We start from the raw sequence: 20,019 nt of genomic DNA on the forward strand, positions 1-20,019 counted from the left end.
TTGATAAACCCTTATAATCATTGAACCTCTGCCATAAGTTGCGAATTGGAAAAACTTACGGCTCTGAGACCCAAGCGTGCGGAACTTTCGGAAATTTATCTGTTTTCTGCGCTTTGCGGTCGGGTTTTAGCCCTACGGGCGCCCGACCCGCTAGACGCACCGGCCCGGACGGCCCCAGTCGCCCGGAGAAGACCACGCCGCCACGCGGCGTGTGACCCTGAAACGCTTTGGAAGAATTCGAGACGCAATGCCACACGTATTGATTGTCGATGACGATCCCAGTACCCGCGAGGCGCTAGCCGCGATCATCGGCGAAGACGGACTGACCACGGCCACCGCCAGCGATCTGCGCGAAGCGCGCATTCAGCTCGTGCGGCAGACGCCGGACGTCGTTTTCACCGATCTGAAACTGCCCGACGGAACGGGCGTCGACCTGTTCGAAGATCTCGATCCGCGCTCCGGCGTGGAATTCATCGTCATCACCGGGCATGCGACGGTGGAATCGGCCGTGAGCGCGCTCAAGATGGGCGCTGCCGATTACCTCGTCAAGCCCATTAACATGCAGCGCGTCAAGGCGATCCTGTCGCGCCTGCCGCGCGCCGGTGATTTGAAGGCGGAAATCGGCACGCTGCGCGGCGAGCTGCGCCGCATGGGCCGTTTCGGGCTGATGCTCGGCAATTCGCCGGCCATGCAGACGGTCTACGACCAGGTCGGCCGTGTTGCGCCGACGGCGGCCTCCGTGCTGCTCATCGGCGAATCGGGCACCGGCAAGGAAGTCGCCGCCCAGACGCTGCACGAGCTCAGCCTGCGTCGCAAGCATTCGTTCATTGCGGTGAACTGCGGGGCGATTTCGCCGAACCTGATCGAGTCCGAAATGTTTGGCCACGAACGCGGGTCGTTCACGGGCGCGGATCGTCAGCACAAGGGCTATTTCGAGCGTGCGAACGGCGGCACGCTGTTCCTCGACGAAATCACCGAAATGCCGATCGAGTTGCAGGTGAAGCTGCTTCGCGTGCTGGAGACGGGCATGTTCATGCGCGTCGGGACGACGAAGGAAATCGAAACCGACGTGCGCCTGATCGCCGCGACGAATCGCGATCCGGAGCAGGCCGTGCTCGAAGGCAAGCTGCGGCTCGACCTGTACCACCGGCTCAACGTGTTCCCGATCAACTTGCCGCCGCTGCGCGAACGCGGCAAGGACGTGGAACTGCTCGGACAGGCGTTCCTCGACGAGCTGAACGCCCGTTACAACACGAAAAAGGACTTCCCGCCGGCAGTGCGCGAGATGCTCGCGTCGTACAACTGGCCGGGGAACGTGCGCGAACTGAAGAACTACGTGCAACGCGCGTACATCATGTCCGGCTCCGATTCCGACAGCACCGCGACGGTCCCGCTGCAAATCTCGCTGTCGCGGCCTTCGTCGGGCACGGCGGTGACGATTCCGTTCGGGACCTCACTCGCGCAAGCGGATCGTCAGCTCATTCTCGCGACGCTCGAACAATGCGGCGGCGTGAAGACGCGAGCGGCGGAAATCCTCGGCATCAGCCTGAAAACACTCTACAACCGGCTCGTGGAATACGGCGAGGATGCGAACAAGGCGGCCGTCGGCGAGGGCGGGGACGTGAGCGAGTCGGAAAGCGAAAATCGCTGAACGTCGGTTATCTTCACACGAAAACGACGCCCGCTGCTTGCAAAAAGCGCGGGCGTTTTTGTTGGCAGGCGCGCTTTCAGCAACGATAATGACATCAATGGACGCGTCGGCCGAGGTCAAATCAGGGGCATAACCCTTGCTGCCGATCCATGCGACATCCGCGTTCGACGAGGCCGCAGCTCAACCTCCGGACGAGGATGCAACCACGATCACAAGACCGCAAGGAGCCCGCAATGTCCGATTTCGCCTCCGACCGCGCGCCGATCAGCGCGCAGACGCCACAGCCGCCGGACCCGCCAGTGACGCCGCCCGATCAGCCGCCGCCGACGCCGATTCCACCCGATACGAATCCGGATCCGACGCGCGACCCGCCCGAGCCGCCGACGCAGCCCATTGGCGATCCGCCGCCCGGGCCGAACGAAACGCCGCATGTCCGCTGACGCGCGCGGGCCTCGCCGGACCGATTCACCGAAGTCGTGCAAGCCTTGAACAATCTTCCATCCCGAGCGTAGGGATTACAACAGACAAAGTACGAATGACCGGCGCCGCCTAGAATCGCCGGTCGTTTCTTCTGAAGCCGCACTGCCGGCACTCGACAGCAACGCCAGCAGCGCATCGGTCCGACGCCGCCGAGGTCCATTCGCGACGGCCTTCTATCTGGAGGCATCAATGAGGCATCCCGCACTGCGACGCTCCGCGCGTCATTCGTCCAAACGCGAAGCCCGCGCCGAAGCCGCGAAAAACGGCGCCGCGCCCGCGTCGGTCACGCCGCCCGCGCATCATGACCCGGCCGGGCAGAACCGCCCCGCGCCTGGCGTTCCGCCCGACGGCGAACATAACCAGGGCGGCGTGCGCTCCGAAGGCATCGACTATCAGCGCGACCTCGGCTCCGAACAGGACGCGTGAGCGCCGTCCGCTCGGGCCAACCATCACAAGCATAAAGTTCTACGCGGCTGTCGTTGGCCGCGTGATTTGGTTCGCCCGTAACATCTAGATACGAATTTCCCACTCCATAAGGGGCAAAACGGCATAGGACTTGCATGTTTCTCGTCGCCAACTGAGCAGCAACGATAACTGATGGAGTGACGCCGTAATGAGCAGATTGATCGTGGTATCGAATCGCGTCGCGCCGGTCCAGGAAGGCAAGCCCAGCGCGGGCGGGCTCGCGATCGGCGTGCTGGACGCACTCAAGGAGACGGGCGGCGTGTGGTTCGGCTGGAGCGGCGAGATTGTCGGCGAGGCGGCAGCGCCCGTTGTCGAGAAAAACGGCAACGTGACATACGCCACTGTCGGTCTGACGCGGCGCGACTACGACCAGTACTACCGCGGCTTCTCCAACGCGACGCTCTGGCCGACCTTCCACTATCGCAACGACCTCTCGCGATTCGACCGCGAAGAGTACGCGGGCTACATGCGCGTGAACGCGACGCTTGCCGCGAAGCTCAAGACGCTGCTGCAACCGGACGACATCATCTGGGTCCACGACTACCATCTGCTGCCGTTCGCGCAGGAGTTGCGCAAGATCGGCGTGACGAACCCGATCGGCTTCTTCCTGCACATTCCGTTTCCGGTGCCCGAAGTCATGCGCACGGTTCCGCCGCATGAGGAACTGATGACGGCGCTATGCCAGTTCGATGTCGTCGGCTTCCAGACGGAGAGCGACAAGCAGTCGTTCATCGACTACATCGAGCGCAGCGGCCGCGGGCACTTTAGCGACGACGGCATGTTGCAGGCGTTCGGGCGCATGCTGAAGGTGGGCGCGTATCCGATCGGCATCTATCCGGACGCGATCGCGAAAGCCGCCGAGCAGTACTCCACGCGCAAGCAGGTCAAGAGCCTGCGCGACTCCATGCGCGGCCGCAAGCTCATCATGAGCGTGGACCGGCTGGACTATTCGAAGGGTCTCGTCGAGCGCTTTCAGGCGTTCGAACGGCTTCTGCTGAACGCGCCGGGCTGGCACGGCCGCGTGTCGCTCGTGCAGATCGCGCCGCCGACGCGCGCCGACGTGCAAACTTATCAGCGCATCCGCCAGAATCTGGAAGGCGAGGCGGGGCGCATCAACGGGCGTTTCGCGCAACTCGACTGGACGCCGATTCAGTACCTCAATCGCAAATACGAACGCAACCTGCTGATGGCGCTGTTCCGGCTGTCTCAGGTCGGCTATGTGACGCCGTTGCGCGACGGCATGAACCTGGTCGCGAAGGAGTACGTCGCATCGCAGGACCCGGAAGATCCGGGCGCGCTGGTGCTCTCGCAGTTCGCGGGCGCGGCGGATCAATTGCCGGGCGCGCTCGTCGTCAATCCGTTCGATCTCTCGCAGATGTCTGAGGCCCTGGAGCGCGCGCTCTCGATGCCGCTCGCCGAACGCCAGGCGCGCCACGCCGACATGATGGCGCCTTTGCGCAAGAACAACCTCTCCGTCTGGCGCGATTCCTTCCTGTCGGATCTGCGCAGCGTCGCCACTGCGACGTCCGTGACGGCCAAAACGGTCAAAACGGTGAAGCAAGGCGCATCCGAGGCGAAGCGGGCGGCGCGGGCCTGATCGTCCGCCTGCCGCTTTGCCGCCAGCCCCGCGCATCGAGAGAAGCGCGGGGCTTTTCACTTGGGCGATGCCAAGCGCGGAACAGTCCTTGCGTTCCTACCTGCGACACACTCGAAGGAGATCGATGATGACTGGAAGCACACTGAATCCGCCGGAAGAAGGCGGCACGGAATGGGGCAAGGGGCACGGCACCGGCGCGCTCGGCCCGAGCGATTCTTCCGACTCCGGCTCTGACGTGCAGGGCGAAATGCGTCGTCCGGGCGACATCGAAGACGAACTCGACGCCCACGCGCTCGGCCTGTCCGATGCGCAGCTCGACAGCGACAGCGACCGCTCCGGCACCGGCGAAGACGCATCCGCTGACGGCGACAACAATCTCTTCGCGAACGCGGACATCCTGCCCGACGGCGTGGAGGATGAAAGCGAGATCACCGATCTGGCCGACGACGAAGCCGTCGATCCCGACGCCGACGAGGAAGACGTCTGACGGTTGCGGCCGGCCGCAAGAAAGAGGCGCGCGCGGATCCTTCCGTGCGCGCCTTTTTTACGCGCATCGCCCGGGAACGCTAACATCGGCGGTCGAACCACGAAAGCGCACGCCCGCGCCGCCCTTGCCGATGAACCGCGACGTTCCCGACCCGATGACACCGCTCGCCGAAGGCCGCACGACGCGCTTCGGCTGGCTTTCCTGGGTCGCCGATCCCGTTACGCAGTGGATTCAGGACCACTGCCTGATGTTCTCGGCGGCCATCTCGTTCTTCGCTGCGTTCTCGCTTGCGCCGACGCTCGTCATCGTGATCGCGGTGGCGAGCATCTTCTTCGGCGCGGACGCCGTGCAGGGGCGCCTGTTCGATGAAATCAGCGGCATCGTCGGCGCGGACGCCGCGCACACGCTGGAGGCCATCGTCGCCAATGCGTGGCACGCGGACATGGCGCGCAGCACGGCGGTGCTATCCATCGCGGGCGTGCTGATCGGCGCGTCGGCCACGTTTTCGTCGCTGCACAGCGCGCTGAACGTGATCTGGCCCACGCCTCTCGTCAGCACGCGCGAGAGCATCGTCGGCCTGTTGCGCGTGCGGCTGATGTCGTTCGCGCTCGTGGTCGGCGCGGGGCTGCTCGTCGTCGCGCTGCTGCTGCTCGATGCCGCCGTCGAAGTGCTCGGTCATTGGGCGCTCGGCGACGGCAATCCGTTCGTCGTGCTATCGAGCCTCACGCGCCATGCCATTTCGCTGGCGATGCTGATGCTCGCGTTCTCCGTTCTGCTCAAATATCTGCCGACGACGCGCATGCGCTGGCGCGACGCCGCCCTCGGCGCGGCCGCCGCCGCGCTTCTGTTCGAAGGCGGCAAGCGGCTTTTCGCGCTCTACGTGCAACACGCGGGCACGGCGAACATGTTCGGCGCGGCGGGGTCGCTCGCCGTCATCCTCTTATGGCTCTACTACTCGGCGGCGGTTTTTCTGCTGGGCGCCGAGCTTTCCGCGACGGCGGCCCGCAAGCGCACGCATCGCGAGTCCGGCTGGCGCTGACGAAAAAAAGGCCGCCCGATGTGGGCGGCCCGACATGGCGCTTCCTGCTGTGCTGCTCTGCGATTCGCTTGACCGGGTCTTCGCTGAGTGCAGGGAGCGCGGAAACTGCTTGCGGCGTTCTGCCGTCAAGCCTGCCTGCGCAGTTCCGCAGGCGGCACCTTCATCAGATGCCGGTATTTCGCCACCGTGCGGCGCGCGACGATCACGCCCTGATCGGCGAGCATCTTCGCGAGACTGACGTCCGAAAGCGGATCGCGCGAGTTTTCCTTCGCGATCATTTCCTTGAGTAGCGCGCGCACGGCGGCGGCCGAACACGTGCCGCCGCTTTCCGTGCTGAGTTCGCGCGGGAAGAAGTGCTTGAACTCGAAAATGCCGCGCGGCGTCGACATGTACTTGTTGCCCGTCGCACGCGAAATGGTGGATTCGTGCAGGCCGAGCTCATCGGCGACATCGCGCAGGACGAGCGGCTTCAGCGCAATCTCGCCGTAGTCGAAGAACGCCTTCTGATGCGAGACGATGCATTCGGCCACGCGCTGAATCGTGGTGAAGCGCTGCTGCGCGTTGCGGATCAGCCAGCGCGCTTCCTGCAACTGCTGCGCGAGCGGCGAACGGCTCGCGCCGGCCGACTGCGCGAACAGTTCCGCGTACATGCGATGGATGCGCGCGCGCGGCAGCACCGCCGGGTTGATCGTCACGACCCACTGCTTCTTGACCTGGCGCACGATCACGTCCGGCACCACGTAGTTGTCTTCGCTCTGGCCGTAGTTCTCGCCCGGCTTCGGGTCGAGACGGCGCACGAGCGCGCACGCGATGCGCAGTTCCTCGGCGCTGCAGCCGATCTTCTTCTGCAATTCGGCCTGCTCGCGGCGCGCGAGCCGCTCCAGATGATGCGCGACGATTGCTCGCGCGACGTCGCGGCCCGGCGTGTCTTCGGGCATCGCGTCGAGTTGCAGCGTCAGGCATTCGGACAGGTTGCGCGCGCCGACGCCCGGTTTGTCGAGCGACTGCACGAGCTTCAGTGCGATATTGAGTTCGTCCTCGTTGATCGCCGGCTCGATGTCGACCACATCGGCCAGTTCGCTCAGTTCCTGACGCAGATAGCCGTCGTCGTCGAGCGCCTCGATGATGAGCTGCGCCACTGCGCGATCGCGTTCGTTGAGCTGATAGAGACGCAGCGCGTCGTGCAGCGTTTCGTGCAGCGACGGTTCGATGCGCACCCAGTCCGCCGGATCGGAGCCTTCGCCGTCGCCGTTGTTGCGCGATCCGTTGCGTCCGAACGGGTCGGACGAGAATTCGCTGATGGCGTCGTCGCGCGAACCGCTGTCCGCGCCGGAATCGCCGTCCATGCTGGTTTCCGAGGCGAGCGGCGCCTCGGCGGGGCTGTCGGCGGCGGGCGGGAGCGCGGTGTCGCTCATCGAGTTGCCGTTGTCCGCGCCGAGAGCGTTGTCCTCGGTTTGCGACTCGTCGTATTCGAGAAACGGGTTGGTATCCAGCGCGTTACGCAGCTCTTGCTGAAATTCGAGCGACGAAAGTTGCAGCAGGCGCACGGACTGCTGTAAGCGCGGGGTGAGCGCAAGGCTTTGCTTGGTGCGGAGTTCGAGTGAAGGCGGCATTGCTTGCTAATCCTCGATGTCTTGACGGGGTCGATGTGTGTGTCGACCACTTAAAGCAACAGCTATGCCATCGATTGCTAAAGTCATACTCAGCTTGAGTTTTTTCTCTCGTCAAGCGCCGCATTGATGCGTGCGGAAGGCCACTTTCGCGCAGTTTTTACACGGGCTCAGACAAAAGCACCGCGCCGGGCGAGGCTTGGCGCGCAAGGTTTTCGGCGCCCTCGGCGGCATGGCGCGCGAGGGCGTCGAAACCGCTGGCAGCCCGCAGACGGCAGCGCCGCGCGCTTGTGCGCCCTCGAACGCAGACCCGTTTCGCTACGACCCGGCACGCGAGTTGCATCAGCGCTTTCCGGTCGGCGCGGCGACGCCGGCCGGATGACGCAGGAAGCAATACGCACCAGACCAGCAACACAAACGGGGCGCTCCATCCATGTCCCGCAAGAGAGCGGGTAAGACCGGGGCGCAAGACCAAAACTGAAAACAAGGAGTATTACTATGAAGACGACTCAATTCCTCAAAGCAGCCGGCGGTATCGCGTGCGTCGTGTTCGCGCTCAACGCAGGCGCCCAGACCAACTCGACGTCGTCCTCCTCGGGCTCGGAATCGTCCGTCGGCCAAAAGATGGATCAGGTGGGCAAGAAAGTGGATGACGGCGCGGTCACGACCAAGGTCAAGGCCGAACTGCTCAGCGCGAAGAACGTGAAGTCGACGCACATCCACGTGAAGACGCGCGGCGGCGTCGTATCGCTGACCGGCACCGTGCCGTCGGCAGAAGACAAGACGAATGCCGAGCAGGTTGTCAAGGAAGTCTCGGGTGTTGCATCCGTGAAGAACCATCTTAAAATTGCTGCCGACTAACACGAAAGTGATGGCATAGTTCGTATGCCCGGCCTGCCTCGGCGGGTCAGGGCGCGAGCAAACGAACCCGCGCAGGAGTCCGTGATGTGGCCGAAGAAGGCTGCGTACCGGGCTCCGGGCGCGGGTTCGCGCATCAGGCGGTCATGCCGCTCGCGGCTCGAAGCAGAAGATGCATCACCTCGCAGCATCGTTGACACCCTAAAAACAGACGGCCCGTTCAGGCGTCACTAGAGGCGGCGAGAAGCGCCGTACTGCGGCGCTGGAAGCCCCGGCAAAAGGAGCTCTTGATGAAGACGAAGAAGATGGCATTGATCGGCGCGCTGGCGCTCGCATTCACGACGACGGCGTTCGCGCAGGCATCGGACAGCGCCGCGACGACGGACGCGGCTTCCGGCGCGCATGCGAAGAAGAAGGGCACGTATCTGCATCAGCAGAACAAGAGCCACAAGCTGAAGGGCGCGTCGGCGGCGGCTGCCGCTTCGTCGCTCGGCACGAACGACAAGGGCCAGCCGCACTAAGCCGCCGCGGTTCGCGCTCGACAAAACGGCCACGTGAGTGGCCGTTTTGTTTTTGCATCGCCGCATGAAAGCGGCGATGGCCCGAGCCTGCGGTTCGCGCCTTAGGACTTCGCGGCTGCGTACTGATCGCGCAGGTCGCGGATGCGGTCGTGGTTCTCGACGACGCCCTGATACTGCCGCTCGACCACGGCGCGGATATCGGCCGGCAGGTCCTTGTCGAGCGCCTGGCGGTAATTCTTCTTGGCGGCGTCCTCGCCGCGCTCGCACTCGGCGAGAACGGCGTGATCGCTCTGGCTCGTCACCGCCGACTTCACATCCACCCAGCCGCGATGCAGCGCGCCGGAGATCGAGCCGCCCGTTTCCGGCTTGCCGCCCAGGCGCTGCACGAGACCCTGCAGTTCGATGGCGCCTTGTGCGCAGGCTTCCGCGCGGTTCTGGAACAGCAGCTTGAGGCTCGGGTCACGCGTGTCTTCAGCGGCCTTGAGGAAGCCCTTCTCGCCGTCCTTCGACGTCTCAATAAGGTCATTCAGTACCGATACGACGTTCGTGCTCATATACACCTCCTTTTAGTGACGAAGTTGCGTTCGACGCAGCCCCGATGCCGAGGCGCGCGCTTGCCGGTTACCCGTTGCACGTCGCGTGCCCGGACGGTCGGAATGCGCGGCACAGGCATTGCTCAACGTCTGCCGCAAATATCACGGCGCGTCCCACGCAGGCGCGCAGCGACAAGGCAACAGGAGAAACGATGAAATGGTCCCGCGCGCTCGCGAATCGCGAGCTTTTCGTATTCGTTGCGATCGTCGCGTCGGCGATCGCGCTACATATTCGTGCAGAAGCAATCGACCGGTCCGCTGCTTCGGCGGCTTCCGCGGCGATGCGCGCGGCTTATTCGCAGCTATGCGAGCCGTCGCCGCATGGCTCGGCGCGAGCGCGCCCGCGCCCCGCCGATTGCCGCGCGCGCGCGCATGTGGAGCCGACGCCAACCGAGCGGTTGTGGGTTTGATGCGGCGCATTGCTGGCGGGACGAAGAAGCAGAAGAAGCAGGAAGAAGCGCCCGGCGGAAACCGGGCGCTTCGGCTTTTGTAGCGTGTGATTGTCGGACGGTAACGATCAAACCGGTTGCGGCGGCTTGAGCGGATCGAAGTCGCTCCAGCGGCCTTGCTTCCAGCGGCCCGACGCGCGTTCGATATCCAGCCCGCCGGCCTCCCGCAGAATGTTCGCGGCGCGATCATATGTCTCGGGCGACACATGCACGGCCACCAGCACGCCGGAGTGACGCGTCGGCTCCTCCTCGGCCTGCGCGGGCGCGCCCGGCTTCTTCTTCGTGTGCGACATGGCGCCCGCGAGCGAGCCGATATACGCGCCGACGCCCGCCGCGACGACCGAGACAAGCAGCGGCGCCTTGAACACCGCGAAGATCGCCGCGCCGATGACCGCGCCGATCACCGCGCCAATGGTCACGCCCTTGCCGGCGCCTTTGGGCGCGGCGCTCGCGCCTCTATCCGTATGGACGTCGCCGCCTATCGGAAAGCGCGCGTGCTGCCCGCTCGGCGTGACGAAGAACAGCGTGACGTCCTCTTCCACGAAGCCGTTCGCGAAGAGCCGCTGGGCAGCCGTTTCGGCGTCAGGAAAAGTCTGGAACCGGCCCGCGATGATCAGGGACATGTTTCCTCCTTTTTAGTATCGGTTGGTCGAATGCGGCTCGCGCAGCGCGGAGCCGTTCAGAGAGACGCGCGCGGGATCAGTCCGGCTCCATGCCGGCCACGCGAAAGAGCCCGCTGCGCAGCACGACCGACTGGCCGCCGTTGTCGTCGAGCGCTTCCGCGCACACCGCGCGAATGCGCGCCGAACCGCTTTCGAATGCGGGCAGCAGGTCTTCCTCGCGCGGCGACTTCGCGCCGAAGTGGTCTTCCAGCGCCTCGGCGCTGATCGAGCAGACGACCGCTTCGCCATCGACGAGCGCCGTGAAGTGGATGGCGAGATCGTCGCCGTTGAAGACGGGGGGATCGTCGGAAAACGTGATGTGCATGGTCGAGTCCTCATAAGCCGGACGAGGGCCGGCGGACGCGCGAACGCATAGGGCGTCCGCACGGTCGAGAAGGTGCCCGGCGCTCATGACGCCTTCGCCTTGGCTAGTTGCTGTGCCATCGCGTAGTGATGACGGAGAATCGGCAGTGCCTTCGCCGCCGCCGCCTTCAACGCGGCATCGTTGCCTTTCTCGCTCTCCTTCGCGAACAGCTCGACCGCCTTCTGATGCGCGGCGAGCGCGACTTTCTCAATATAGGCCTTGTCGAACTCGGCCCCCTTGAGATTTTGCAGACTGCCGGTGACGGACGAATCCGCGCTCGGCGGCGACGTTATGCCGTGGCGCTTCGCGATGACATCGAGGTTGCGCGCGAGCTTGGCGTGATCCGCGATCATTCGCTGTGCGAACTCCTTCACGTCTTTGTCGCCCGAGCGCGTGAGCGCGAGCTTGCTCGCCGCGATCTCGGTCGCGCCCGCGGTGCCTGCGTCCTGGATGAACTGCTGGTCGGTCGCCGAGAGCTTCTGCGATGGCGGCGCGTTCGCAGGCGTGCTGGCGCTCGCGGTGTCTTCGGTCTGCGCCTGGGCGAAGGTCGCGCAGGCCGCGAGCAAAAGGCCGCTGAGACGGGCGATGAGACGGCTCTGGCGTGGCATCGGCGTGGCTCCGCTTCGTGGATCGAGCCGGCGCATTCAGGCAGCGCGCGCTTTGCTGAGCGCCTCGATCAGCGCCTGATTGAAGGCGGGCAGGTCGTCGGGCTTGCGGCTCGTGATGAGATTGCCGTCGATCTGCACTTCCTGGTCGACCCACGTGCCGCCCGCGTTGCGCACGTCGTCCTGCAGGCTCGGCCAGCTCGTCATCGTGCGGCCCGCGACGATGCCCGCCGAGATCGGCAGCCAGCCGCCGTGGCAGATGACGGCAAGCGGTTTCTTCGCCGCATCGGCTTCCTTGACGAAGGCTTGCGCTTTCGCGTCGAGGCGGATGGCGTCGCCATTCACGACGCCGCCCGGCAACACCACGGCGTCGTAATCTGCGGCGGTTGCTTCGTCCAGCGTGCGATCCACCTTCACGGTGTCGCCCTTGTCGACGTGCTCGAAACCCTGGATCTCGCCGGGCTTCTGCGAGATGACGTCGACCTGCGCGCCGGCTTCCTTCAGCGCGCGCTGCGGTTCGACGAGTTCGGCCTGCTCGAAGCCGTCGACCGCTAGGATCGCTACCTTGTAGCCGTTGAGGGAAATCGCCATGAACACACTCCTGTCATTGCTCGTTTCGGATGGTCGCGCGGCGGATTCACGCGCGGATTCACGCTTGAAACAGGAGCAAGGGTTGTGCCCAAATGATCGCGTTATTGCATCGGATGGATGCAGAAGCCGGCGTGATGGATGGCGGGCAAACTGCCGCCGGATCGCGGGTCACGCCGCTTCGACGCTGTGCTTGCTGGCAAGACGTAGCTTGTTGATGACGGACGGCGCCGCCGAGAATGCTGCCGCGACGCGGAGCGCGATCAGCGGCACGCGATGCAGTTCCAGTCAAAGACGAGCGCCGCACGCGTCACTCCGCTTCGACGCTGTGCTAGCTGCCGAGAGGCAGCATGCTGACGACGGCCGCCGCCGCCGCCGAGAATGCCGCTGCCACGCCGAGCGATCAGCGACCCTTGATGCGGCCCCAGTCAAAAACAAGCGCGGCACGGTTCACGCCGCTTCCACGCTCTGCTTGCTGGCGAGCCGCAGCACGCTGACGACAGCCGCCGCCGCCAAAAACGCGGCCGCGACCCCGAGCGCGATCAACGGCCCGCGATGCACTTCCAGTCGAAGACGAGCGCGGCGCGGTTCACGCCGATTCGACGCTATGCTTGCCGGCGAGACGCAGCTTGTCGATGATGGCCGCCGCCGAGAATGCCGCCGCGACGCCGAGCGCGATCAGCGGCCCGCCATGCGGTTTCAGTCAAAAGACAAGCGCGGCGCGGTTCAAGCCGCTTCCACGCTCTGCTTGCTGGCAAGCCGCAGCACGCTGACGACGGCCGCCGCCGCCGAGAACGCTGCCGCGACGCCGAGCGCGATCAACGGCCCGCGATGCGGCTCCAGACCAAAAATCAGCGCGACGAGCGCGGCTCCGAGCGTCTGCCCGGTCAACCGCGCGGTGCCGAGCATGCCGCTCGCGCCGCCGCTGCGGTGACGCGGCGCAGACGACAGCATCTGGCGATTGTTCGGCGACTGAAAGAGGCCGAAGCCGAGCCCGCAGATGGCCATGCGCCAGCTGATGTCGAACGCGCCCGGATGCCCGCCGACGGTCGCGAGCAGAACCAGTCCCACGGTCAGCACCGCCAGCCCGATGCCGCCGAGCAATCCCGCGGGATAGCGGTCGGAGAGCACGCCCGCGAGCGGCGCGACGAACACGATCACGAAAGGCCACGGCGTCATCAGAAAGCCGGTCTGGACCTGACTCATGCCGAAGCTGTCCTGCAGCAGAAACGGCAGCGAGACGAACGCAAGCATCTGCGCGCAGAACGAACATACCGACGTGCCGATCGACAGCGCGAACACCGGAATACGCAGCAAATCGACCGGCAGAAGCGGGGCGCTCTGGTTCAGTTGCCGCCGCACGAAGATCGTGCCGATTACGCCGGTCGCGATGAATTCGCCGATCACGAACGGGCGATGCTCGCCGTGCCCGAGTCCATCGACCGCGACGATCGCAAGGCCGAAGAACAGCGCGTTCAGCACGGCGCTCACGTAATCGTACGGCTGCCGGTGGCCCGGTGTGCGCGGCAGCGACTTCATGCCGATGGCGAGCGCCGCGAGCCCGATCGGCACGTTGATCGCGAAGAGCCACGGCCACGACGCCACCGATAGCACGCCCGACGCGACGGTCGGACCGATCACCGACGAGATCGCGACCACCGTGGCGTTGATGCTGACGCCGCGCCCCAGTTGCTTCTGCGGATAGATGATGCGCACGATGGCCGTGTTCACGCTCATGATCCCGGCCGCGCCGAAGCCCTGAACGACGCGCGTGAGGGTGAGCGCGACGAGCGATCCGGAAAGCGCGCAGCCGAGCGACGAGAGGGTGAAGAGCGCGAGGCCGCCGAGATACACGCGCCGGTAGCCGATCCGGTCGCCGAGCGAGGCGAGCGGCAAGAGCGAGATGGTGACGGCGAGCTGATACGCGTTGACGACCCAGATGGACGAGGCCGGTGTCGCCGACAGATTGCGCGCGATGGTCGGCAGCGCGACGTTGGCGATGGCGCCGTCGAGCACCGCGAGCGTGATGCCGAGCGCGACGACGACAATCGCCCAATAGCGTTGGGGAAGGGGCAGGCCTTGATCGGAATCCATCGACGGATTTTCAGTGGCAAGGCGGCGCATTGTACGACGCGCCGTTTTCAAATCGCTTGTGGCGTCGGGCCGCGTGTTCGATCATGCGGCCCGGCCTGCGTGGGTCACGCGTTACTTGAGTTCGTAGAGACCCGTGTAGGTCGCCGAATCGATTTCATTCAGATGCGTCATGAAGCGCGCGACGGCGTTGGTCGCGTTGAGGTCGAGCGGCAGCTTCTCCGCTTGCAGCGCGTGAATGCGGAAAATGTAGCGATGCGGCTTGTCACCGCGCGGCGGCGCGGCCCCGCCGAAGCCGACCGTGCCGTAGTCGTTGCGCAGTTGCAGCGCGCCCGCAGGAAGCAGACTGCCGTCGGCCTTGCCGGCATTGCGCGGCAGCGAGCGGGCATCGGCCGGAATGTTGACGACGACCCAGTGCCAGAAGCCGCTGCCCGTGGGCGCGTCCGGGTCGTACACGGTGAGCGCGAAACTTTTCGTGTCGGCGGGCGGGTCTTCCCACTGGAGCGCGGGAGAGATGTTCTCGCCCGACGTGCCGAACGCTTGCATGTCGAGTTCCTGCGCGCGGGTCATGAAACCGTTCGCTGGAAATTCGTCGGACCAGATGCGGAAATCAGCCATGAGAGTCGTGCCTCCTGATGAGCGATAGAAGCGTGCCCCGCAGCGCGTGGCGCTTCTTCGATTGCGCGAAGCCACGCAGCGAATGTGCCCGCAATGGAGCGAGCGCCGGGGGAGCGCGTCGAGTGTAGCATCCGCCCCCGAATTTCCGCGGCTGGCTCTAGTCGTTATGCGTGAATTGAAAGGCGATGGCCGTCGATGACCCGAATCCCGAAGCGCACGCGTAAGCGCGAGGCCCCGATGCTCGACACAGGCGCTTGCCGCTATTGCGGCTGCGTGACTTCGTCGATACCGCGGTTGAGCGCGGGACACGCCTCGTCGATTTCCTTCTTGTATTCGGCCGGATTGCTCGTCTTCAGCTTGTCGAAGCGGTCCACCGTCGCTTGCGCCTGGCGATAGCCGAGCGTCCATTCGGCGTCGAAGTCGGGCGCGTCCACGAAGTTGGCGCGCGCAGCGTCCTTAAAGCGCGCGACTTTCGCTGCATCGATGTGGCAGATATCGGCCGCGCCGCGCGCGATGTTCGCGCTCGTCATCACGCCTTCGGCCGCGAGCAGTTGCGGCCGCGATGGATGCCCCGGCGGAAGCTGCGTTTGCGCCGAAGCAGTCGCGCAGAGCGTGCAAACGAAGGCGAAGCATGCGGCGAAAACTGCGGGACGCGGCGTGCGGAATGAAAGAGATCGGATGAGGGAATCGGGCATCGAAAAAGTATAGATGAAGCCTTGAAAAGAAGGGCTTTCCTTGGCAAGGAACGCTATGACCCCCATGCTAGAATCGTTTCCCAATGCCGTTCTCAGACGCAAACATGAAAAAAGCAAGCAAGGCCGCCACCGAGGTGAGCAAGGCCGCCAGTGCTGCGTCCACGCCGGCCGGATCGGAGGGGCGACGCAAGTACGATCCAGAGGAGACAAAGCGCAATATTCTCGACATCGCCACGCAGGAATTTTCGGCGATGGGCCTCACGGGCGCGCGCGTCGATGCCATCGCGGAGCGCACCAACACCACCAAGCGCATGCTGTACTACTACTTCGGCAGCAAGGAAGGGTTGTACGAGGCGGTGCTTGAACAGGTCTATGGCGATATCCGCGCGCTGGAACAGGAACTCGAACTCGCGGAGATGGACCCTGAAGAGGCGCTGCGCGAGCTCATCGGCTTCACGTTCGACTACCACGACAAACATCGCGACTTCGTGCGCCTCGTGACGATCGAGAACGTGCACGGCGCGAAGTATGTCGAGCAGTCGAAGACCTTCAAATCGCGCAACGCCACGGTCGTGAAGACACTCGAAGACCTCATCGCGCGAGGCGTCGCGGCTGGGCGTTTTCGCGATGATGTCGAGCCGCTCGACCTGCATCTGATGATCAGCTCGTTCTGCTTTCATCGCGTGGCGAACCGCCATACGTGGAGCGCCGCATTCGGGCGCGATCCGTCCGGGCCGCGCTCCCGGGCGCGGCATCGCGAGATGGTCGTCGAGGCGGTGCTGTGCTACATGCGGCGCGAAGACTAAAACAAGCGGCGGCTCTCTTACTAGGCCGCCGTTCGATTCTGGGCGCCGCGATTACTGCGCGTCGGCGGGCAGCAAAGTCTGGAAGTGCGCGAACATGCGCTCGGCGTCCGGCTCGCGTCCCGTGAAGATGCGCAGCGCATCCACCGCCTGACACACCGCCATGCCGCCGCCGCTCACCGTGGGGCAGCCGAGCGCCTTCGCCGTCTTGAGCAGCTCGGTTTCGAGCGGAAAGTAGACGATCTCCGCCACCCACAAGTCCTTGTGCAAATAGTCCGCGGGCAGCGGCATGCCGGGCAGCTTCGCCATGCCGGTCGGCGTCGCGTGAATCAGGCCGTTGGCCGGACGCAATGTCTCGCGCAGGTCGCCGCCGCTCGTCACTTCGCGGTTCGGAAAGCGCGCCGCCAGTTCCGCCGCGAGCGACGATGCGCGCGCCTCATCCGAGTCGAACAGCGTGAGCGCGTTTGCGCCCATGACGAGCGCCGCATGCGCTACCGCCGCGCCCGCGCCGCCCGCGCCCAGTTGCACGACGCGGCCAAGCGGCGCATTCGGCAGGCCGCGCTGGAACGCGCGCGCGAAGCCGGACCAGTCCGTGTTGTAGCCGATGCGCTTGCCGTCCCTGAGCACGACGGTATTCACCGCGCCGAGCGCGCGGGCGTCGGAGTCGAGCTCGTCGAGCAATGGGATCACGCTTTGCTTGCACGGATACGTGATGTTGAGGCCGTCGTAGCCCATGCGCTCGGCCGCGATCAACAAGTCGGGCAGCGCGGACGGCTCGAGCTTCAGCGCTTGCAGGTCGATGCGCCGATACACGTAGTTCAGCCCGAGCACGCGGCCTTCCTGCTCGTGCATGGCGGGCGTCAGCGATCCGGCGATGCCCGAGCCGATCAGTCCGATCAGATACGAAGTTTTGCTGGTCATGCGAGTGCTCCCGCGAGAAGAGGCTAGACGCTCGCACGTAGCGTACAGCAGTAAAAGAGGGCGCGATGGTGCAGTGCGGCGATTGCAAGCGCAGTGTGCGCGTGCGCGCGCATCCTGTCCTTCGGTATTTTCACGTATTTTGTACCATCTAGTTAGTTTGTTATGCTCGCACACAATGACGTGGACTGCGTGCAGAGCGCCTACACTCTAACGGTTCACCCCGCAACGACATGCAGAGGAGGCAGCGATGCCGCGTTCCATTCCGACATCCATCGCGACGGTATCCATCAGCGGGACGCTCGTCGAAAAGCTGAAGGCCATTCGCGCGGCGGGCTTCGACGGCGTCGAGATCTTCGAAAACGATCTGCTCTACTTCGACGGCACGCCCGCCGACGTCCGGCGTCTTTGCGACGACCTGGGCCTTGCCATCTATTTGTTCCAGCCGTTTCGCGACTTCGAGGGCGTGAGCGGCGAGCGGCTCGCTAAAAACGTCGAGCGCGCGAAACGCAAGTTCGACTTGATGCACGAACTGGGCGCGGACCGCATGCTCGCGTGCAGCAACGTGTCGCCGGACACCGTCGCCGACGACGCGCTCATCGTCGATCAGCTCGGCGTGCTCGCGCGCCTCGCCGAGGACGCCGGCGTGATTGTCGGTTATGAGGCGCTCGCGTGGGGCCGGCACGTCAACTCATACAAGCACGCGTGGCGGCTGGTGGATGCCGTGAATCATCCGAGCCTCGGGCTCGTGCTCGACAGCTTCCATACGCTCTCCATTGCCGATTCCGTCGATGAGATCGCGGCCATTCCCGGCGATCGCATCGCCTTCGTGCAGATCGCCGATGCGCCCGTGCTGTCGATGGACGTGCTCGAATGGAGCCGTCACTATCGCTGTTTTCCGGGGCAGGGCGCATTCGATGTCGCCGGTTTCACCGCGCGCGTGCTAGAGGCGGGCTACACGGGGCCGCTCTCGCTCGAAATCTTCAACGACGGCTTCCGCGCCGCGCCGACCGCCATTACCGCGGCGGACGGGCATCGCTCCTTGCGCTTTCTCGAAGAGCAGACGCGCGCGCTCATGGGCGAGCGCGCGCCCGCGGAACTCTTCGATCCGCCCGCGCCGCCCGCGCACATCGGCTTTCAGTTCCTCGAATTCGCCGTGGACGACACGACGCGCGAGCACGTCGCGGACTGGCTGCGCAAGCTCGGCTTCCGGCTTGCGGGCACGCATCGGTCGAAGGACGTGACGCTGTATCGGCACGGCGCGGGATCGATCGTGCTGAACGCGGAGGCCGATTCTTTCGCGAGCGCGTTCTTTCAGCAGCACGGCTTGTCGCTGTGCGCGTCGGCGTTTCATGTCGATGACGCGAAGTGCGCGTTCGAGCGCGCCGCCGCTTACGGCTCGAAGCCGTTCTCGGGCCGCGTGGGACCGAACGAGCGCGTGGTGCCGGGCGTGCAGTCGCCGGACGGCAGCCTCGACTATTTCGTGGATGAAGCGCCCGGCGCGCCGACGTTATGGGAATCGGATTTCGTCCTGACGGATATCGACGGCCCCTACGAAGTCGGGCCGCTCGCGCGCATCGATCACGTGTGCCTCTCGCTGCCAGCCGAGGCGCTCGATACGTGGGTGCTCTTTTTCCGCAGCGCGTTCGGCTTCGAGACCGAAGCGAGCGTGCTCGTGCCCGATCCGTACGGGCTCGTGCGCAGCCGCGCGGTGCGAAGCCGCGATGGCTCGGTGCGCATTGCGCTCAACGCGTCGATGGATCGCTTCACGGCCGTGTCCGAGTCGCTCTCGACGTATCGCGGCTCGGGGTTGAATCACGTCGCGTTCAGCACGCCCGACATTTTCGACGCGATTCCGCGCCTGGAGGCGGACGGCGTGCAATTCCTGCGCATTCCGCGCAATTACTACGACGATCTCGTGGCGCGCTACGGCCTGCCCGACGAGCAGATCGACGCAATGCGCGAGCACAACATCCTTTACGACCGCGACGAGCGCGGCGGCGAGTTCTTCCACGCCTACACGGAGCAGCTCGACCAGCGCTTCTTTCTCGAAGTGATCGAGCGGCGTGGCGGCTATGACGGCTACGGCGCGGCGAACGCGGCGGTGCGGCTCGCGGCGCACGCGCAGCAGCAGCGCGCTCGCCAGGCGGCATAGGGCACATCCGGCCCAAATAGCGCCTCGAATGACCCCGACTTGCGCCGCGCGCCGCCTATCATGGAAACATGACGGCAGCCGCAAGCAGGAGGGCGCCATGCTCGATTTCTCCGACATACTTATCGGCGTCGCGGCGCTCGCCGCCATCGGCCTCGTGTTGCTCGCGCATGACTGGCGCGACGAATATCGCGAAAGGCGGGCGCATCGCGCAAAGGCAGCCATTCAGCCAGCCGCGCCGGGCCATTCGCTGCGCGAGTGGTGGCTCAGGCACCGGCACTGACCGAAGCACCGCTCAAGCGCCTGACGCGGCGAGCGGATCGTCGGGCGCGGGGCGTTCGGCATTCGCATCGGCATCGGCATCGCTCTTGGCCGACGCGGCTTCGAACGCATCGATAACCAGATACAGCCGGTGGACGGCCTGAATCTGCGTATGCGACAGGTGTGCCTGCCGTGTGATGGCAGCCAGCCGCCCGCGCCAATACGAGGGCGGCAGCAATGGACCACCGAAATCGCAAGACAACGAACGTCCCAGCACCTTCTGAAGATGCGCGAGGTCCTGGTCTGCCAGCAACGCCGAAAACGCGCCCTGGGGCTTGATATTCGATGTGGGGTCCATGTGTCCGATGGCGGCGCGCTCGCGCGGAACTTGATAGGGACAAACCCGCGGTTCGGTCGCCAAACCTTTGCGCCGGTGCTTTTTCGTTCGGCGTGCGCATGGCCGTCGAATGCGTTTGCTATACTCTGCGCTCCCGCCAGGCCGGACGCCCGCT

General features: G+C 65.1%; 23 protein-coding genes. 12 read left to right on the forward strand and 11 right to left on the reverse strand.

What is annotated here, in order from left to right; genetic code table 11:
• Positions 1-247 precede the first annotated feature (247 nt).
• The 6 genes from NCR37_RS04005 (at position 248) to NCR37_RS04030 (ending at position 5,719) form a co-directional block, all read left to right on the forward strand.
• Positions 248-1,651 carry a sigma-54-dependent transcriptional regulator gene (locus NCR37_RS04005; protein ID WP_250471874.1) on the forward strand — a complete coding sequence of 468 codons (1,404 nt, stop codon included), beginning with the start codon at positions 248-250 and terminating at the stop codon, positions 1,649-1,651.
• 233 nt (positions 1,652-1,884) lie between these two features.
• The gene (locus NCR37_RS04010; protein WP_159835633.1) at positions 1,885-2,091 is read left to right on the forward strand and encodes a hypothetical protein; all 207 of its coding nucleotides are present in this window, start codon (positions 1,885-1,887) and stop codon (positions 2,089-2,091) included.
• Positions 2,092-2,320: 229 nt separating this feature from the next.
• Positions 2,321-2,557, forward strand: coding sequence for a hypothetical protein (locus tag NCR37_RS04015; protein WP_244848227.1), 237 nt, complete (start codon positions 2,321-2,323; stop codon positions 2,555-2,557).
• A gap of 187 nt (positions 2,558-2,744) precedes the next feature.
• Complete coding sequence (gene otsA, locus NCR37_RS04020; protein ID WP_175939829.1) at positions 2,745-4,193, forward strand: alpha,alpha-trehalose-phosphate synthase (UDP-forming); 1,449 nt, start codon at positions 2,745-2,747, stop codon at positions 4,191-4,193.
• A gap of 124 nt (positions 4,194-4,317) precedes the next feature.
• A complete protein-coding gene (locus NCR37_RS04025) occupies positions 4,318-4,680 on the forward strand; it encodes a chemotaxis protein (protein ID WP_250471875.1) in 363 nt (120 codons plus the stop codon).
• Positions 4,681-4,810: 130 nt separating this feature from the next.
• The gene (locus tag NCR37_RS04030; protein ID WP_250471876.1) at positions 4,811-5,719 is read left to right on the forward strand and encodes a YihY/virulence factor BrkB family protein; all 909 of its coding nucleotides are present in this window, start codon (positions 4,811-4,813) and stop codon (positions 5,717-5,719) included.
• A 125-nt stretch (positions 5,720-5,844) separates the two neighbouring features.
• On the opposite strand, the gene NCR37_RS04035 is transcribed toward NCR37_RS04030, so the two are convergent.
• Positions 5,845-7,332, reverse strand: a complete 1,488-nt coding sequence (locus NCR37_RS04035; RefSeq protein WP_250471877.1) for an RNA polymerase factor sigma-54 — start codon at positions 7,330-7,332, stop codon at positions 5,845-5,847.
• A 495-nt stretch (positions 7,333-7,827) separates the two neighbouring features.
• Between NCR37_RS04035 and NCR37_RS04040 the strand changes: the two genes are divergently transcribed.
• Together NCR37_RS04040 and NCR37_RS04045 are read left to right on the forward strand one after the other, a co-directional pair.
• The gene (locus NCR37_RS04040; protein WP_175939833.1) at positions 7,828-8,190 is read left to right on the forward strand and encodes a BON domain-containing protein; all 363 of its coding nucleotides are present in this window, start codon (positions 7,828-7,830) and stop codon (positions 8,188-8,190) included.
• A 287-nt stretch (positions 8,191-8,477) separates the two neighbouring features.
• Positions 8,478-8,708, forward strand: a complete 231-nt coding sequence (locus tag NCR37_RS04045; RefSeq protein WP_244848233.1) for a hypothetical protein — start codon at positions 8,478-8,480, stop codon at positions 8,706-8,708.
• Positions 8,709-8,809: 101 nt separating this feature from the next.
• On the opposite strand, the gene NCR37_RS04050 is transcribed toward NCR37_RS04045, so the two are convergent.
• A complete protein-coding gene (locus NCR37_RS04050) occupies positions 8,810-9,262 on the reverse strand; it encodes a PA2169 family four-helix-bundle protein (protein WP_250471878.1) in 453 nt (150 codons plus the stop codon).
• Between the two features lie 191 nt (positions 9,263-9,453).
• Here NCR37_RS04050 and NCR37_RS04055 point away from each other — a divergent pair, with 191 nt between their 5' ends.
• The gene (locus tag NCR37_RS04055; RefSeq protein ID WP_250471879.1) at positions 9,454-9,711 is read left to right on the forward strand and encodes a hypothetical protein; all 258 of its coding nucleotides are present in this window, start codon (positions 9,454-9,456) and stop codon (positions 9,709-9,711) included.
• A 107-nt stretch (positions 9,712-9,818) separates the two neighbouring features.
• Here the strand turns inward: NCR37_RS04055 and NCR37_RS04060 are convergent, their stop codons facing one another.
• The 7 genes from NCR37_RS04060 to NCR37_RS04090 form a co-directional block, all read right to left on the reverse strand.
• Complete coding sequence (locus tag NCR37_RS04060; protein ID WP_250471880.1) at positions 9,819-10,373, reverse strand: glycine zipper 2TM domain-containing protein; 555 nt, start codon at positions 10,371-10,373, stop codon at positions 9,819-9,821.
• Between the two features lie 76 nt (positions 10,374-10,449).
• Entirely contained in the window at positions 10,450-10,737 is a 288-nt protein-coding gene (locus tag NCR37_RS04065; RefSeq protein WP_250471881.1) for a DUF1488 family protein, read from the reverse strand.
• 83 nt (positions 10,738-10,820) lie between these two features.
• Positions 10,821-11,384 carry a DUF4142 domain-containing protein gene (locus NCR37_RS04070; RefSeq protein WP_250471882.1) on the reverse strand — a complete coding sequence of 188 codons (564 nt, stop codon included), beginning with the start codon at positions 11,382-11,384 and terminating at the stop codon, positions 10,821-10,823.
• A gap of 36 nt (positions 11,385-11,420) precedes the next feature.
• Positions 11,421-11,972, reverse strand: coding sequence for a type 1 glutamine amidotransferase domain-containing protein (locus tag NCR37_RS04075; RefSeq protein ID WP_250471883.1), 552 nt, complete (start codon positions 11,970-11,972; stop codon positions 11,421-11,423).
• 723 nt (positions 11,973-12,695) lie between these two features.
• Complete coding sequence (locus tag NCR37_RS04080) at positions 12,696-14,063, reverse strand: MFS transporter (RefSeq protein WP_250471884.1); 1,368 nt, start codon at positions 14,061-14,063, stop codon at positions 12,696-12,698.
• A gap of 111 nt (positions 14,064-14,174) precedes the next feature.
• Positions 14,175-14,678 (reverse strand): YbhB/YbcL family Raf kinase inhibitor-like protein, encoded by a 504-nt coding sequence (locus NCR37_RS04085; RefSeq protein ID WP_175939842.1) that lies wholly within the window; start codon positions 14,676-14,678, stop codon positions 14,175-14,177.
• Between the two features lie 260 nt (positions 14,679-14,938).
• On the reverse strand, positions 14,939-15,208 hold the full coding sequence (locus NCR37_RS04090) for a hypothetical protein (protein WP_250471885.1): 270 nt from the start codon (positions 15,206-15,208) through the stop codon (positions 14,939-14,941).
• A gap of 269 nt (positions 15,209-15,477) precedes the next feature.
• On the opposite strand from NCR37_RS04090, the gene NCR37_RS04095 reads away from it, so the two are divergent.
• Positions 15,478-16,179, forward strand: coding sequence for a TetR/AcrR family transcriptional regulator (locus NCR37_RS04095; RefSeq protein ID WP_250471886.1), 702 nt, complete (start codon positions 15,478-15,480; stop codon positions 16,177-16,179).
• Between the two features lie 51 nt (positions 16,180-16,230).
• On the opposite strand, the gene NCR37_RS04100 is transcribed toward NCR37_RS04095, so the two are convergent.
• Positions 16,231-17,097 (reverse strand): shikimate dehydrogenase, encoded by an 867-nt coding sequence (locus NCR37_RS04100; RefSeq protein WP_250471887.1) that lies wholly within the window; start codon positions 17,095-17,097, stop codon positions 16,231-16,233.
• 259 nt (positions 17,098-17,356) lie between these two features.
• Here NCR37_RS04100 and NCR37_RS04105 point away from each other — a divergent pair, with 259 nt between their 5' ends.
• Positions 17,357-19,249, forward strand: a complete 1,893-nt coding sequence (locus NCR37_RS04105; protein ID WP_250471940.1) for a bifunctional sugar phosphate isomerase/epimerase/4-hydroxyphenylpyruvate dioxygenase family protein — start codon at positions 17,357-17,359, stop codon at positions 19,247-19,249.
• Positions 19,250-19,346: 97 nt separating this feature from the next.
• Positions 19,347-19,529, forward strand: a complete 183-nt coding sequence (locus NCR37_RS04110; RefSeq protein WP_250471888.1) for a hypothetical protein — start codon at positions 19,347-19,349, stop codon at positions 19,527-19,529.
• A 12-nt stretch (positions 19,530-19,541) separates the two neighbouring features.
• On the opposite strand, the gene NCR37_RS04115 is transcribed toward NCR37_RS04110, so the two are convergent.
• Entirely contained in the window at positions 19,542-19,928 is a 387-nt protein-coding gene (locus tag NCR37_RS04115; RefSeq protein WP_250471889.1) for a hypothetical protein, read from the reverse strand.
• Between the last annotated feature and the right edge of the window lie 91 nt (positions 19,929-20,019).

Source organism: Caballeronia sp. GAFFF1 (assembly GCF_023630705.1).
GTDB lineage: Bacteria > Pseudomonadota > Gammaproteobacteria > Burkholderiales > Burkholderiaceae > Caballeronia.